At 60.2% G+C, this 14,029-nt stretch carries 12 protein-coding genes, 1 tRNA gene and 1 pseudogene; 6 read left to right on the forward strand and 8 right to left on the reverse strand.

Annotated features, from left to right (window positions below):
• Positions 1-66: 66 nt before the first annotated feature.
• From CS919_RS04965 to CS919_RS04980, 4 genes are all read right to left on the reverse strand, one after another.
• A complete protein-coding gene (locus tag CS919_RS04965) occupies positions 67-312 on the reverse strand; it encodes a hypothetical protein (RefSeq protein WP_099298400.1) in 246 nt (81 codons plus the stop codon).
• Positions 313-315: 3 nt separating this feature from the next.
• Complete coding sequence (locus CS919_RS04970) at positions 316-609, reverse strand: hypothetical protein (RefSeq protein WP_099298401.1); 294 nt, start codon at positions 607-609, stop codon at positions 316-318.
• Between the two features lie 29 nt (positions 610-638).
• Entirely contained in the window at positions 639-839 is a 201-nt protein-coding gene (locus tag CS919_RS04975; RefSeq protein ID WP_099298402.1) for a helix-turn-helix transcriptional regulator, read from the reverse strand.
• Between the two features lie 62 nt (positions 840-901).
• Entirely contained in the window at positions 902-1,150 is a 249-nt protein-coding gene (locus tag CS919_RS04980) for a hypothetical protein (protein ID WP_099298403.1), read from the reverse strand.
• A gap of 334 nt (positions 1,151-1,484) precedes the next feature.
• On the opposite strand from CS919_RS04980, the gene CS919_RS04985 reads away from it, so the two are divergent.
• A complete protein-coding gene (locus CS919_RS04985; RefSeq protein ID WP_099298404.1) occupies positions 1,485-2,042 on the forward strand; it encodes a helix-turn-helix transcriptional regulator in 558 nt (185 codons plus the stop codon).
• Positions 2,043-2,048: 6 nt separating this feature from the next.
• Positions 2,049-3,233, forward strand: coding sequence for a tyrosine-type recombinase/integrase (locus tag CS919_RS04990; protein WP_099298405.1), 1,185 nt, complete (start codon positions 2,049-2,051; stop codon positions 3,231-3,233).
• 71 nt (positions 3,234-3,304) lie between these two features.
• On the opposite strand, the gene CS919_RS04995 is transcribed toward CS919_RS04990, so the two are convergent.
• A tRNA-Thr gene (locus CS919_RS04995) sits at positions 3,305-3,377 on the reverse strand.
• 118 nt (positions 3,378-3,495) lie between these two features.
• On the opposite strand from CS919_RS04995, the gene CS919_RS05000 reads away from it, so the two are divergent.
• Positions 3,496-4,113, forward strand: a complete 618-nt coding sequence (locus CS919_RS05000; RefSeq protein WP_099298406.1) for a DUF421 domain-containing protein — start codon at positions 3,496-3,498, stop codon at positions 4,111-4,113.
• 8 nt (positions 4,114-4,121) lie between these two features.
• Here the strand turns inward: CS919_RS05000 and CS919_RS05005 are convergent, their stop codons facing one another.
• Complete coding sequence (locus tag CS919_RS05005; protein ID WP_234990822.1) at positions 4,122-5,333, reverse strand: DNA polymerase III subunit delta'; 1,212 nt, start codon at positions 5,331-5,333, stop codon at positions 4,122-4,124.
• A gap of 51 nt (positions 5,334-5,384) precedes the next feature.
• Here CS919_RS05005 and CS919_RS05010 point away from each other — a divergent pair, with 51 nt between their 5' ends.
• Positions 5,385-6,917, forward strand: a complete 1,533-nt coding sequence (locus CS919_RS05010) for an adenylate/guanylate cyclase domain-containing protein (protein ID WP_099298407.1) — start codon at positions 5,385-5,387, stop codon at positions 6,915-6,917.
• Positions 6,918-6,991: 74 nt separating this feature from the next.
• Positions 6,992-7,774 (forward strand): annotated as a pseudogene (locus tag CS919_RS10830) (YoaK family protein).
• Here CS919_RS10830 and topA read toward each other — a convergent pair.
• On the reverse strand, positions 7,771-10,755 hold the full coding sequence (gene topA / locus CS919_RS05025; protein ID WP_099298410.1) for a type I DNA topoisomerase: 2,985 nt from the start codon (positions 10,753-10,755) through the stop codon (positions 7,771-7,773). The pseudogene CS919_RS10830 and the gene topA sit on opposite strands and share 4 nt — an antisense overlap.
• A 328-nt stretch (positions 10,756-11,083) precedes the next feature.
• Positions 11,084-11,287: a cold-shock protein gene (locus CS919_RS05030; protein ID WP_099298411.1), complete on the reverse strand. Its 204-nt coding sequence runs from the start codon at positions 11,285-11,287 to the stop codon at positions 11,084-11,086.
• Between the two features lie 267 nt (positions 11,288-11,554).
• Here CS919_RS05030 and CS919_RS05035 point away from each other — a divergent pair, with 267 nt between their 5' ends.
• Entirely contained in the window at positions 11,555-13,945 is a 2,391-nt protein-coding gene (locus CS919_RS05035; protein WP_099298412.1) for a DEAD/DEAH box helicase, read from the forward strand.
• Positions 13,946-14,029: the final 84 nt, after the last annotated feature.

The following is a 14,029-nucleotide window of genomic DNA, read 5'->3' on the forward strand; positions in this document are numbered from 1 at the left end:
GGTTGATCTGTGGCCTGGTGTGCGTAGTCCAGCTCAGTGTGAGTTTTCGGTGTCATATCTCCCTCGTTACTTCATTCCGTTGCCCGGCTCGGATGGCTGGAGCAAGTCCTCAAGGCTCATCGTCAACCAGTCAGTGAGGTCTGAACGCTTATTGCCGATTGCCTCTAGTGCCCTGTCGATGTGCCACTGTTGAAGTCCGACGTTCCATACCCATTGCTCATTGTCGATTTCTTCATCGGTGAGCTGGTGGTGGATGAACATCTCACCAATTGCGCGGATGATGGCATCGTCCATTTTCCAGTTGAGGTTCATTGGTTATCCCTGTTCTTTGCTAGTGGTGGTGTAGTTGCTGAATAGCGTGTGCATTTTTTCGACTGCATCCTCGGCGGTGATGATGCCTTCGTCGTGCCAGATGAGCGTCATAGCAACGATGTGCTCAATTTCGGCTGGTACGGTGCGTTCTTGCCATGCTTTGTGCACGTGGTTGAGCGCCGCGTCATGGTCGCGCCCGGTTTCAAGGCAGTGGGCAAGTGTGTGAGCGATGTGCGTATAGTGCAGCAGCCCATCCTTCGCGGCGGTGGGGCTGGCCTTGAGTGGTTCGATATTCATGGTGTGTCCTTTTCTTTGAGGTGGTCTGGTTAGGCGCTGTGCTCTACCGCGCCGGTGGTGGCGTACTGCTGTTCAATCCATGCTTCAATGTCTTCACGCTTGTAGAAGCAACGCTGTCCGAGCTTGAACCATCGAGGCCCTTTGCCCTGGGCGCGCCATGCGCGGAATGTGTTGATGGATAGGCCGGTCATGTCGGCTACTTGCTGGGTGCTGAGAATGTTTCGGTTCATTGATTCCTGTCTGTGTGGACATGAGAAAAGGCACCCCGTGGGGTGCCCTGCTCTGCTGTTTGTTATGCCGCCACCTGTGCTAGTTCAGCCCGTATCACGTTCCTCACTGCCAGTTCCCCTGTCGGGTCACTGTGGGGTATCAGCCTCACCTCTGTCGGTGTCCTATCTTTTATCGCTTCTAGTCTCTGCTGTTCTTGCTCCATTTTCTTCCTGAGTTTCTTCACTAGCTTGATGCTCTGTGCTTTGGAGAGGTTCAGGTTGAAGGTGTCGAGTTCTTCTAGGGCGATTGTGAATAGTTCGGAGTTTTTCATGGTGTCCTGTCCGGTTTCGGTGGGGAGGGCTTCTGCTGTGTGCTTTGGCTCTCCCGGCTGATACCCCAGTGTGTGAGGCTGTGAACCTCACCTGGTGGCTCCCTCTGTGAGGGAAGATCATGCGATCTAGGTATGAGTATGCCCGCATGTTGTATGTGATGTCAACATGCACATGCGTATTTGTGTTATCTACAGCCATCGTGAGCGTTCCACACGCGGCCGACCAGCCAAAACAGTGGATCGATAGCTTTTGAGTGTGATACAATTCACAGCTAGAAACGCTTGCACATGCGCTCATGTTGTAGGCAGATGGCCAAAGTGGCACTATTGACACATGACACAAACTGACCCCACCAAACCGGAAGTGGGCAACGAAATTCGCAGACTCCGGGAATCATCCGGGATGACTCAAACCGAACTCGCTAGACGCTTGAACGAGACGCTGGAAGCGAAGTACTACCAAACAACCATCGGCAGGATCGAAAGCGGCGAGCGGTCAATCAGCCTCCCCGAGGCGGCCATTATCTCCGAAGCGTTGAATGTCTCAATCACTCAACTAGCCGACCTCTCCGCGCCCCCCTCCGTTGAGCGCCTCTGCGCTAATTATGGGGCTAGAATAAACGATGTAACTAATTCACTAGCCTCAGTGGCATTTAATTTGCGGAACGCCGAAAATTATGCGAGTACTCTTCAAGAAAGAATAAAGGCCAACCACAATAAATTAAGTGTTCCTAAATACATGGTCACCCTAGTCGAACATACGCCTGATGAAATAGCTGCATATGAATCAATGCTTATTTCAATTGAAAAGATGATTGAGCATACTAACTTCTTTTGGCGTCGCTGGCTTGTAGAAATCAATGCCGAAGACGATCAGTCAGAAGATGGTTAGGCTAGCATGTCTGCTCAACGTCGCACGCCGGGTACAACCCGCATCGAAGACCGCTGGTACAACCAACACAAGCAACCCACCACACGCCACGGGCAAGGCTCACGCTGGCTCCTCCGATGGGTAGACAACAACGGTAAAGAAAAAACCAAAAGCTACGCCCGTAAAACCGACGCTAAACGCCACCAAGAGGCGATCTCGGCACAATTCCACAAAGGCACATACATAAACCCAGAAAGCGCAAGAATACGCCTCCACGCGCTCTACAGCGACTGGGAAAACACCCTCGCCACCCTCAGCCCCAGCAGCATCACAACACGCAAAAACACCTACAAAAACCACGTCAAACCACACTGGGGAAACCACGAAATCGGCTCCATTACAAAAGCCGACATAACTAACTGGGTAGCTGAACTAAAACGGAATGGCATAGGAACACCAACAATCAAGAACGCCGTAGTCGTACTACGCCAAATCCTCGGATACGCCGTAGACCACAACTACCTCCACGCAAACCCAGCCCAACAAATCAAAACCCCCAAAAACACCACAAGCAGACACATCTATCTCACCGTGGCACAAGTCGAACAACTCGCTAACAACATCACCTACCTACCCGACGCGATCCGCGTCCTGGCCTACACAGGCCTGCGTTGGGGCGAACTAGCAGCGCTCCAAGTGATGGACGTGGACACCATCACACGGACGCTCTACATCTCTAAATCAACCTCAGAGACAGCAGGGAAGGCATACAGCGGCTCCACCAAAACAGGTCACACTCGCATCGTGCACTACCCACACGTGCTCCACAACGCCCTCCTAGAGGCCGTCAAGGACAAAGCACAGCAAGACCTCGTGTTCACTTCCATTTACGGCTCAACGCTCCGAGGAGGTAACTACCGAAAGCGGATCTTTGTACCCGCCGTTGAAGCCTGCCAGCAACAAGCGAGCGACAACAACGCCCCCGAGTTCCCAACACTCACGCCACACGATCTACGCCACACTGCCGCGTCCCTAGCGATCAGCTCGGGAGCCAATGTGAAAGCTGTTCAAAGGATGCTAGGACACGCTAGCGCCGCCATGACGCTAGACACCTACGCAGACCTGTTCCCGAATGACCTTGAAGCGGTAGCCGTGTCGATGGACGCGAAAATCAGGGCGGAAATGAACAGTAGCGAACCCATAGCGGACTGAGAGCGGACTGGCACAAGAAAGACCACCTTCCCTACCGGAGAGAAAGTGGCCTTTACCTGGTCATTTAGTTGAGCCGCTTGCGAGAATCGAACTCGCGACCTTTTCATTACGAGTGAAACGCTCTGCCGACTGAGCTAAAGCGGCGCGCATCACGGGTACCCGAGATACAAGCGGCTATGTTACTCGACCCGCCCGTCCACTCACAAAACAGGCCCTTACCTGCATTGGACTAAAGGGCCACTGGGCACGGATACTGGTAGTCATGTTTGCACGCTCAGCCTGGACCCCGCCGGAAGGTTGGGCGCATGCCCTCACTGAGGCTTTGGGGATAGAGCTCTGGCGAATCCCCATCGTCATCCTTTCCGCCATGGGCATCTACCTGGCTTTCCTGGTGTTCGTCCGCTTCTTCGGCCCGCGCATCTTGGGGAAATTGGCCAGCTTCGATGCGGTGGTCATCATCATGTTCGGCGCCGTGGCGGGCCGTGTGATCATCGGCCACCCTCCTACGCTGGCCGCTGGAGCGATCGGTCTATTCACACTGATGTGTATGGAAGCTGCATTCGGTTCCGTTCAACATCTCCGCATGCTGCGACACACGCTCACGGGCTATCCCATCGTGTTAGTTGCCCACGGCGAGCTCATTCCCAATGCCATGCACAAAGCGCACATCACCCGCGTAGAGATCATCACCGCGGCGCGCAGGGCGGGCCTCGCCCGGCTCAGCCAGGCCAAATGCGTGATTCTGGAGCCCACGGGAGACCTCTCCGTCATCCGTGAAGGCACTCCCATGGAGCCGGAACTTCTAGAAGGCGTGATCGGCAAGGAGCTCATTCAGACCGATGAGTGCACCGAGCGCAGCAAACGCCCACGCAGCGAATAACCAGCCGCTCACACCACTCCGCAACACTCCCGCAGCCGTCCTGCCATGGCATCCAGCGCCACTTCCGGCCGCACGTTCAGCTTCAATGTCTCCCGGCACTCCGTCACCGCATCAATGCAGCGCACCATGGCCTCGCCCGAGTTCCTCCGCGCTAACTCGCGTGAGGTCGCGGCCATGTCCGGGTGCTGGAATCCGCCGATGGGCACACCGTCACCATCCACAGCCCCGGCAGAGATCATCATCGCGTCCCGATACAGCCCCGCTACGTCGATCAACGCCAAGTCCAGGCTGTCCCGCATCATGCGCTTGCGTCGCGCATCCTGCTCTTTCTCCAAGGCCTTGACCTGCCCGGCCGCTCCGCGCTGCGCCTTCGCCACTCCCCGGCCCTTCGACCCCATGCCCAGGGATGCCTCCAGCTCCGCCAGTTCGCGCTCGTCCCGCTCGGTCATCGAGGATGCTGCCTCGGCGGTAGCCTGCGCCACCAGCTCCGCAGTAAAGCGGTACACAGCACCAGGCTCGTAAACCATCTGCGGAAGCTTCAGCGCCGTGGCGCGCTTCGACCGCGAGGTCTCGTCTTGCGCTAACCGGCGCGCCCGCCCAATATGCCCGCCGGACACGCCAGCAGCCCAGGAAGCTTGTTCGGCGGATAGGCCCAGGGTGGCGTCGGAAAGAAGAACCCGCTCCACCTCTTGCCGGGAGGGCGTGGGCACGTAGATATGACGGCAACGAGACCGCAAAGTAATCGCGATATCGGAAGGATCCGTGGACGGGGTACACAGCAGAAACACGGTGTGCCGCGGCGGCTCCTCCACGGACTTCAACAGGGCGTTCGCACCAGACTCGTTGAGGCGATCCGCATCCTCGATGACCACCACACGCCACTGCGCCACGCCCGGCAACTTAGCCGCCTCCAGCACCACCTCGCGGACCTCGTGCACCGGAATCACCGATCCCGTGGTGGAGACCCACAAAATGTCCGGATGGGAACCGGCTGCAGCGCTCCGACACTGCTCACACTCCCCACAACCTCCGTTTGGGCACATCAAAGCGGTGGCAAACGCCTTGGCTGCCACGGAACGCCCAGACCCAGGAGGCCCGGTAAACAGCCACGAATGAGTCATCGCCGTGGGGTCTTCCACCGCGGCAAGCAACGCGGCACGCACCGATTCTGCGGTGACCTGCCGGAGGACCTTCGGAGTACGAGGCGCTGTTTCATTCACAACTCATCAGTCTATATACCCCGCAGACAGCGCTCAGTTAGGCTGTTATGCATGACTCAGTTCCTCCGCTACCTCGCATGGGCCGGCAAGACCGCTTGGCCCTTGTACGCAGCGTCGGTTCTGACCACCAACGTGATCGGTGCGCTGGGCGTGGCCACGTTCTTGCGCTTTTTGATTCCTCTCGACGAAGCGCAGGCGCTGACCAACCCGGACACCATCACGGCGGCTCTGTATTTGGGCTACTTCTTGTTCGCGATCATCGCGGGCATCACCGCCACACTCATTTTCTTCGCGCCGGTGCTGCGATGGCAGCGCTCGCCGAAAGCCTATGACCCCAACATGGTGCGGGATCTGGTGCTGCGCATTCCTGCGTTGCAGACGGTGACCGGCGCCGTGTTGTGGAGCATCGGTGTGGTGGTCTTTACGCTGGTCGCGCTGCAGGATTCCACCCGGTGGGCGATGGCTGTGGGCGTGACTGCGCTGATGGGCGGCCTGCTGGTGTGCCTGATGACGTACATGGAGGCCGAGCGCCTGGTGCGTCCTGTGGCTGCGCGCGCCCTGCAGCGTGGGGCGCCGGGGCATTCGCATCTGACACCCATGTCCCGCCGCCTGCTAGTGACGTGGATCCTGACCTCTGCGGTGCCTGTTGTGGGTATTTTGTTGTTGCTGTTTGCGGAGTCTGTGGATTTTTTTCCTGGCGACGCCAACTCCTTAATTCCCGCGCTGACCGCCCTGGCTCTAACGATGTTGCTGACCGGGTATGCGGGCACGCGGCTGTTTTCCATGGCGGTGGTGGATCCCATCCGCGAGCTGCAATACGCCATCAATCGGGTGCGCCGTGGCGAGAACGATACGACCGTGCGGATCTATGACTCCTCCGAGATCGGCGTTCTGCAGGCCGGTTTCAACGAGATGATGCGCGGGCTGCGGGAGCGCCAGCGCGTCTCTGACTTGTTCGGCCGCTACGTGGGCACGGAGGTGGCGCAGCGGGCGCTGGAGGAAAAGCCCGAGCTAGGTGGCGAGTCCCGCTATGTGGCGGTGCTGTTTGTGGACGTGATTGGCTCCACCGGCTTCGCCACGGAGCGCGATCCTGAGTACGTGGTCAAGGCGCTCAATGAGTTCTTCGACCGCGTGGTGGAGGGTGTGCACCGGAACAAGGGCATCATCAACAAGTTTGAGGGCGATGCAGCGCTGGCTGTGTTTGGCGCTCCGCTGCCCTTGGATGACGTTGCCGGGCACGCCCTTGCCGCAGCGCGCGAATTGCACGAGGAGCTCAAGGACCTGGAGTTCGAGGCGGGCATTGGCGTGGCAGCTGGCTCTGTGGTGGCCGGTCACATCGGCGCCCGCGACCGCTTTGAATACACGGTGATCGGGGACGCGGTAAACCAGGCAGCGCGCCTGACCGACTTGGCCAAAAAGACCCCGGGCCGCGTGCTCACCAGTGCTGCGACCGTGAAGCAGGCCAACGAGGCCGAGCAAGCCCGTTGGGCCATGCTGAAGTCCGTGGAGCTGCGCGGACGCCGCCAGATGACCCAGATCGCCCGCCCCGTGCGCAAGACTCTCGCGGAGGCTGAGGGCTCCTAGCCCTATTTAACCGCTTTACCGGAAGAAGTTTCACCCCTTCAGCGGCTCTCCGGCGGCATTGCTACGGTATCTGCATGTCCACTCTCCGCCACAGAGCCTTTACCCACCTGCGTCATATCGCCAGCCCTGAGCGCACGCGAGAAAACAACACCAGCCTGGCCGCAGGTTTGGCATTCACCGCCGGCATCCTCAACTCTGTGGGCTTTTTGGCCGTGGCGATGTACTCCTCGCACATGACGGGACTGACCGCCACCCTGGCCGATCAGCTGGTACTCGGCGAGTTCACAATCGTATTCTTGACGGCGATGGGAATCTTTTCCTTCATGACGGGCGCAGCCATGTGCTCGATCATCTTCAACTGGGGGCGCCGCCGCAATCTGCCGAGTCGCTTCGCCATCATCCTGGTCATCGAGGCCCTAGCCATGCTGCTGGTGGGCTTGATGGCGGAGAAAATCACGGACTAGGGTCTCGGCTGGTCCGTGCTGGCGGTGCTGTGCTGGACCATGGGCTTGCAAAAGGCCGTGATCACCAAGATCACCGGCTCCCAGATCCGCACCACGCACGTCACTGGCATGGTCACAGATCTCGGCATTGAAATTGGCAAGTTCTTCTACCGCAACAAGCCCGGCGACCCTGATCCGGTGGTGCACAACAAGCCGCAGATGCGGCTGCACACCTTGATTGTCCTAGCCTTTTTCTTCGGCGGGATCTGTGGCATGGCCACAGTACTATTGATCGGCTATTACACTGTGATCCCCGCGGCCACGATCCTGCTGGTGTTGGCTTCCTTCCCCATCATCGACGATCTCCGCGATCACTTCGGAAGCCAACCCGAGCTGATGCCTCACAGCTCCTAGGAGCGCTTCGTCGCCTTCAACGTGCGCTTGGTCAGGTTGCGGTTGCTGGCCTTTTTCGAGGCCTTCTTGGAAGCCTTCTTCGTGGTCTTCTTCGCGGTGGACTTCGTGGTCTTCTTCGACGCCTTCCGGTTAGACTTCGCCGCACCGTCACCGTCTGCCGCTTCCTTCGCCCGCCGCTCAGACAGCAGCTCGTTGGCGCGCGAATCCGTCAAGGTCTCCGGGGTATCGCCCTTGCGCAACGACGCATTGGTGGTGCCGTCCGTGACGTATGGACCAAAGCGACCGTCCTTGACGCTCATCGGCTTGCCGGAAACGTCGTTATCACCCAACTGCTTCAGTGGCGGCTTGGCAGCCGCCCGTCCACGGCGCTTCGGCTCCGCGTAAATACGGCGCGCCTCGTCCAAGGTGATATCGAAGATCTGCTCTTCGCTGTTCAGGGAACGAGAGTCGCTGCCCTTCTTCAGGTACGGACCATAGCGGCCATTCTGCGCCGTGATCATCTCTCCGTCGGAAGGGTCCTCGCCCACTTCGCGCGGCAAGCTCATCAGCTTCAGTGCTTCCTCGAGGGTCACCGAGGCGGGCTCCATGGACGCAAACAGGCTGGCGGTCTTTGGCTTGAGCGTCTCATCGACGATCTCCTTGACCCGCTTGGCCTTCTGGTTCTGTGCCGTCTTGGTCTCCCGGCTCAGCGGCTTCTTGCCTTCCTTGGCACGCTCCGCGTCCTGCTCGTCGCGCTCGGCCTCCCACACGGCCTCGGCCTTCGCCGCGGCCTTGGCTTCCTCGTCCTCACCCAGCTGCTCGGTGACGTACGGGCCAAAGCGTCCCTCGCGGGCCACGATGGCGCGCCCGGAATCGGGATTAACGCCCAGCTCGCGGCCGGATTGAGGAGTAGCGAACAGCTTCTCCGCAACCTCCAGGTTGAGCTCGTCGGGCGTCATAGACTCGGGCAGGTTGGCACGCTGAACTTCAGGCTCGGCATCGGGCTTGGCGTCGGAAGGAAGAGGAAGAATGCGCTCCAGATACGGGCCATAACGACCCACCCGGACCACAATCGGCACGCCGTTTTCGTCGTCGAACAGGTGCAGGGAGTTCACGCGGCGCGCGTCGATCTGCTCCAGATTCTGGCCGACGATGTTCCTCAGGCCACCCAGGCGGTGGACCTGCTTGCCATCGTTGGACTTTTCCGCAGAACCTGGCAGGTCATCGCCGAAGTAGAAGCCCTTGAGCCACTGGCCACGGCTTTCCTCGCCCGCAGCGATGCGGTCCAGCTCATCTTCCATGGCGGAGGTGAAGTCATAGTCCACCAGCGAGCCGAAGTTCTGCTCCAGCAGACCAACCACCGCGAAGGCCACCCACGAAGGAACCAGCGCGTTGCCGCGGGCGTAGACGTAGCCGCGGTCCTGGATGGTGCGGATGATCGAGGCGTAGGTAGACGGACGGCCAATACCCAGCTCCTCCATGCGCTTGACCAGGCTGGCCTCGTTGAAGCGGGCCGGTGGGTTGGTGGTGTGGCCGTCCGCGGTGACGTCCACGGCAGAGAGCTCGTCGCCCTCTGTCAGCACTGGCAGGCGCTTTTCCGCGTTATCTGCAACATTCTTGCCATCGGCGGTGGCAGAGACCTCCACGTAGGCCTTCAGGAAGCCCTGGAAGGTCACGGTGCGGCCGGTGGCGGTGAAATCACAGGTCTCGCCGCTGGAGGCCATTCCCGTGACGGTCAGCTTCATGGACGTTCCGCGAGCATCAGCCATCTGGGAGGCCACCGTGCGCTGCCAGATCAGCTCGTAGAGCTTGAACTCCTCAGCGTCCAGCTGGTTGGACAGCTGTCCTGGGGTGGAGAATTGCTCTCCAGCAGGGCGGATGGCCTCGTGGGCCTCCTGGGAGTTCTTCACCTTGCGGGTGTACTGACGTGGCGCATCCGCCACGAACTGCGCTCCGTAGAGCTCCTTGGCTTGAGCGCGGGCGGCCTTGATGCCTGCGTCGGACAAGGTCGTGGAGTCCGTACGCATATAAGTAATGTGGCCGTTTTCGTACAAACGCTGCGCGATGCGCATGGTGCGCTCAGAGGTAAAGCGCAGCTTGCGGCCGGCTTCCTGCTGCAGCGTGGAGGTCATAAACGGCGGGTAAGGGCGGCGCGTGTACGGCTTTTCCTCAACCCCGGTGACCTTCATGCTGGTGCCGATCAGACCGTCGGCCAAGTGCTCGGCGCGCTGCTTGTCCAGCACGATCGCCGAGCCCACCAGCTCGCCGGCGTCAGAGAAATCGCGACCTTGCGCGACCTTCTTGCCGTCGATGGCAGCCAACTTCGTAGAGAACTTGTCCGGCTGGCTATCCGGCGCGTACATCTCCGCAGCTAGATCCCAGTATTCGGCGGAGACGAACGCCATGCGCTCGCGCTCGCGCTCCACGATCACGCGGGTGGCCACGGACTGCACACGTCCGGCGGACAGGCGTGGCATGACCTTCTTCCACAGTACGGGCGAAACCTCGTAGCCGTACAGGCGGTCCAGCACGCGACGGGCTTCCTGCGCATCCACCAGGTCCTGGTCCAACTCGCGGGTGTCCTCCGCTGCGGCCAGGATGGCGGGCTTGGTGATCTCGTGGAAGACCATGCGGCGCACGGGAACCTTGGGCTTGAGCACCTCGAGCAGGTGCCAGGCAATGGCCTCACCTTCGCGGTCGGGGTCTGTTGCCAAGTAGAGCTCGTCGACTTCCTTGAGCTTGGACTTGAGGTCAGAGACCTTCTTTTTTTTGTCCGGGCTGACCACGTACAGCGGCGCGAAGTCTTCGTCCACGTTCACGCCGAGGCGCGCCCATGGCTCTTTCTTGTACTTAGCTGGCACGTCTGCGGCGCCTCGAGGAAGGTCGCGGATATGTCCGACAGAAGCCTCAACAATGTAGTTGGGGCCCAAATAAGGAGCGATCTTTCGCGCTTTGGTCGCGGACTCCACGATCACCAAACGCTTGACGTCGCTTTTTGCCATCGGAGTTGATCACTCTTCCTTGATTCTTGTCAGTCATAGTTGCGGTGTACCGCAGGCGCGCTTGTGCGACCTTTTCTCGACAATCTGGTTTATATCACCAATGTGTGGAGACTCTACATAATTCCTACAGACCGGCTGCGTTAAACGGAGAGTTGGGGGCACCGTAAGGCCCCTCGTTGCCCTCGATCTGTTGTTTTGTTTCGACGCCAACCTCGCACCGTGTGCCGCACATGCAAAAACCACCGGGAAGTACCTGTTGAAGAGCGCTTTCGCGGTGGTTTTTTAAAGCGTGCGAGGCGGTGAATTCACCGCCTTCTAGTCAGCACTCTTAGATAGCGATGACGTTCTGAGCCTGCAGGCCCTTATCGGACTCGCCGATCTCGAACTCAACCTTCTGGTTCTCCTCGAGGGAACGGAAACCGTTGCCCTTGATCTCAGAGTAGTGAACGAAGACATCGTTGGATCCGTCGTCTGGAGCGATGAAACCAAAGCCCTTTTCAGCGTTGAACCACTTCACAGTTCCCTGTGCCATATTCTTACTTCCTTAAATCTTGGTTCGTGCAGCGACTTTTTCACCACACTACTGGTGTATTTCAAAAGAGGTCCCCGTAATGGCGAAGCCTCCACCAGCTAAAAAAATGAAGCAAGTGGGCCCGACTGGAAACGCACGTTGGAAATTGCGACCAGTCACCAGTGTGCCACGAACCAACCCCAAATGACGAGAGATACCCAAAAATAGCCCACCCCGCCGAACACGATTGGGGGCTGTCTTTCGCCCGAGTATGCTCCAATACTTGCGATGACTCCCGCTGCTGACCTCCCCGAAAACGGCTCGCCTGCCGCTAGCTCTGCGCCCTCCCCCGCGCCAGGCTCTGGGCGGCGTGTCAGCCTGGGTGAAGAGCTCATCACAGAGCTCGCGGCCACCATGCCGCGCAGCAGCGTGACCCATATTCGGCACGAACCACCCCGGCATTCAGTCACCACTCCCTGGCCGGACTGGGCACATCCGGAGCTGGTCAGCCACCTAGCGGAACAAGGCCTGACCAGCCTGTGGGCACATCAAGCGCGCACCGCGGAGCATGCGCATGCGGGCGAAGATGTGATCGTTTCGACAGGCACGGCGTCGGGAAAGAGCCTGGGTTACCAGCTACCCATCCTCAGCGAACTGGCCCACGGTGGGAACACGGCCACCGCCCTGTACCTCTCGCCTACGAAGGCGCTCGCGCAAGACCAGCGCACCGCGATCGCGCAGATGTGCGCGGGGGTAGACGCGCTGAAAGATGTCATGGTCGCAACCTATGACGGTGATACCCCCGCTGAAGCGCGGAGGGTCATCCGCGAACAAGCGCGAATCGTGGTGACGAACCCGGATATGGTGCACGCGTCAATCCTGGGCAACTCCGGCTCGTGGACGCGGCTGCTGCGGACGCTGAAGTACGTGGTGATTGACGAGTGCCACGTTTACCGCGGGGTTTTTGGCGCGCACGTGTCCATGGTGTTGCGGCGGCTACTGCGCCTAGCTGCGGAGCCGCCTGTGGTGATTCTGGCCTCCGCGACCAGTGTGGATCCCGCCGCGCATGCTCAGCGATTGACGGGGAGGAAAAGCGTGCGCGCTGTGACGGAAGACGGCTCGCCCATGGGACAGCGGACCATCGCCCTATGGGAACCAGGCTTCTTGCCCGACGTCACCGGCGAGCACGGCGCGCCCGTGCGGAGGGCCGCCACCACCGAAGCCTCCGAGGTGATGGGGCGGATTATCGCCACGGGCGCGCGCACCCTGACGTTTGCGCGGACGCGACGCGGCGCGGAAACCATCGCGATGGGCGCGGCCGAGCAGCTCAGCGTGATGGGCAGGCCGCACGATGCGCAGCGGATCGCGGCATACCGGGCCGGCTATACCCCGGAGGACCGCCGAGCGTTGGAAAAGCGGCTGGACGACGGCGCATTGCTGGGGATGGCCAGCACCAACGCTCTGGAGCTGGGCATCGACGTAGGCGGATTGGATGCCGTGGTGGTCAGCGGATTCCCGGGCACTATCGCAAGCTTCCGTCAGCAGGCAGGGCGCGCTGGCCGCCGAGGTCAGGGCGCACTGGTGGTGATGGTGGGGGCCGATGATCCCATGGATACCTACTTGATTCGCCACCCGGAGGCGCTGCTGGACAAGCCGGTGGAAAACACGGTGTTCGATCCCGCGAATCCATATATCTTGGCTGATCACTTGGTGTGTGCGGCGGCGGAAAAGCCACTGTCCAGTGCCGAGGTTGATGCTTGGAGCGGGCGTTCCGTGGCCGAGTACTTGCTGCGCCGTGGGTCGCTGAAGCAGCGTCCACGGGGCATCTTCGCTGATTTGGGCGTGGCCCAGCAGGTGCATTCCCGGGTGAGCATCCGAGGCGGGGCCGCCTCTCACGTGGCGATCGTGGATAAGGGCGACGGACGCTTGCTTGGAACCGTGGACTCCTCGCGAGCAATCAGCGAAGTCCACACCGGGGCCGTATACGTGCATCAGGGCGAGACGTATGTGGTGGACGAGCTGGACCTGGGCGAATCCGTTGCCTGGGTGCACCCCGAGATGCCGCCGTACACCACTCGGGTGCGCCGCGATACGGACATCGAGGTGCGACGGACGCGAGGCACGCACGAGGTCATGGACGGCGTGTGGCTGGCGGATGTGGACGTGGAGGTGTCCCACACGGTGCATTCGTATACCAAGCGCCTGCCGGGCGGCGAAGTGTTGGAAACCGTCCCGTTGGATTACCCACCTGAGCAGCTGCGCACGCGCGCGGTGGCCTACACGATGGAACCGGATGTGCTGCTGGATCTGGGGTTGCCGGAGCCGACGTGGCCCGGCGCGCTGCACGCTGCGGAGCACGCGGCGATTGGACTGTTACCGCTGCTTGCCACCTGTGACCGGTGGGATATCGGTGGTGTATCCACGGTGCTGCATGGGGATACGGGACTGCCCACGGTGTTTGTCTACGACGGTTACATGGGTGGCGCGGGCTTTGCCGAGCAGGGTTTTCAGAACTTTGGACGATGGATGGAGGCCACTGCGGAGACGGTGGAACAGTGCGAGTGCGAGGCCGGTTGTCCCAGCTGCATTCAGTCACCGAAGTGTGGCAATGGCAACGATCCTCTGTTCAAGCAGGGCGCGATTGCAATTCTGCAGGCGTTGGCTGAGGCTTCGCGTTGATTGAATGCTGAGCTGGCCAGGCGGTTTCGCTAGACGGTTTCGCCGGGTTGATTCGCCAGGGCTCAAAATTCTCGTTTCGCTGAC

It is taken from the genome of Corynebacterium dentalis, from assembly GCF_900232865.1.
GTDB classification, from domain to species: Bacteria; Actinomycetota; Actinomycetes; order Mycobacteriales; family Mycobacteriaceae; genus Corynebacterium; species Corynebacterium dentalis.

What these genes read in the sequence shown, in the direction of transcription:
- CS919_RS04965 (WP_099298400.1), bottom strand. Translation starts at nt 312, where the DNA reads ATGAACCTCAACTGGAAAATGGACGATGCCATCATCCGCGCAATTGGT.
- CS919_RS04970 (WP_099298401.1), bottom strand. Translation starts at nt 609, where the DNA reads ATGAATATCGAACCACTCAAGGCCAGCCCCACCGCCGCGAAGGATGGG.
- CS919_RS04975 (WP_099298402.1), bottom strand. Translation starts at nt 839, where the DNA reads ATGAACCGAAACATTCTCAGCACCCAGCAAGTAGCCGACATGACCGGC.
- CS919_RS04980 (WP_099298403.1), bottom strand. Translation starts at nt 1,150, where the DNA reads ATGAAAAACTCCGAACTATTCACAATCGCCCTAGAAGAACTCGACACC.
- CS919_RS04985 (WP_099298404.1), top strand. Translation starts at nt 1,485, where the DNA reads ATGACACAAACTGACCCCACCAAACCGGAAGTGGGCAACGAAATTCGC.
- CS919_RS04990 (WP_099298405.1), top strand. Translation starts at nt 2,049, where the DNA reads ATGTCTGCTCAACGTCGCACGCCGGGTACAACCCGCATCGAAGACCGC.
- CS919_RS05000 (WP_099298406.1), top strand. Translation starts at nt 3,496, where the DNA reads ATGTTTGCACGCTCAGCCTGGACCCCGCCGGAAGGTTGGGCGCATGCC.
- CS919_RS05010 (WP_099298407.1), top strand. Translation starts at nt 5,385, where the DNA reads ATGACTCAGTTCCTCCGCTACCTCGCATGGGCCGGCAAGACCGCTTGG.
- topA (WP_099298410.1), bottom strand. Translation starts at nt 10,755, where the DNA reads ATGGCAAAAAGCGACGTCAAGCGTTTGGTGATCGTGGAGTCCGCGACC.
- CS919_RS05030 (WP_099298411.1), bottom strand. Translation starts at nt 11,287, where the DNA reads ATGGCACAGGGAACTGTGAAGTGGTTCAACGCTGAAAAGGGCTTTGGT.
- CS919_RS05035 (WP_099298412.1), top strand. Translation starts at nt 11,555, where the DNA reads ATGACTCCCGCTGCTGACCTCCCCGAAAACGGCTCGCCTGCCGCTAGC.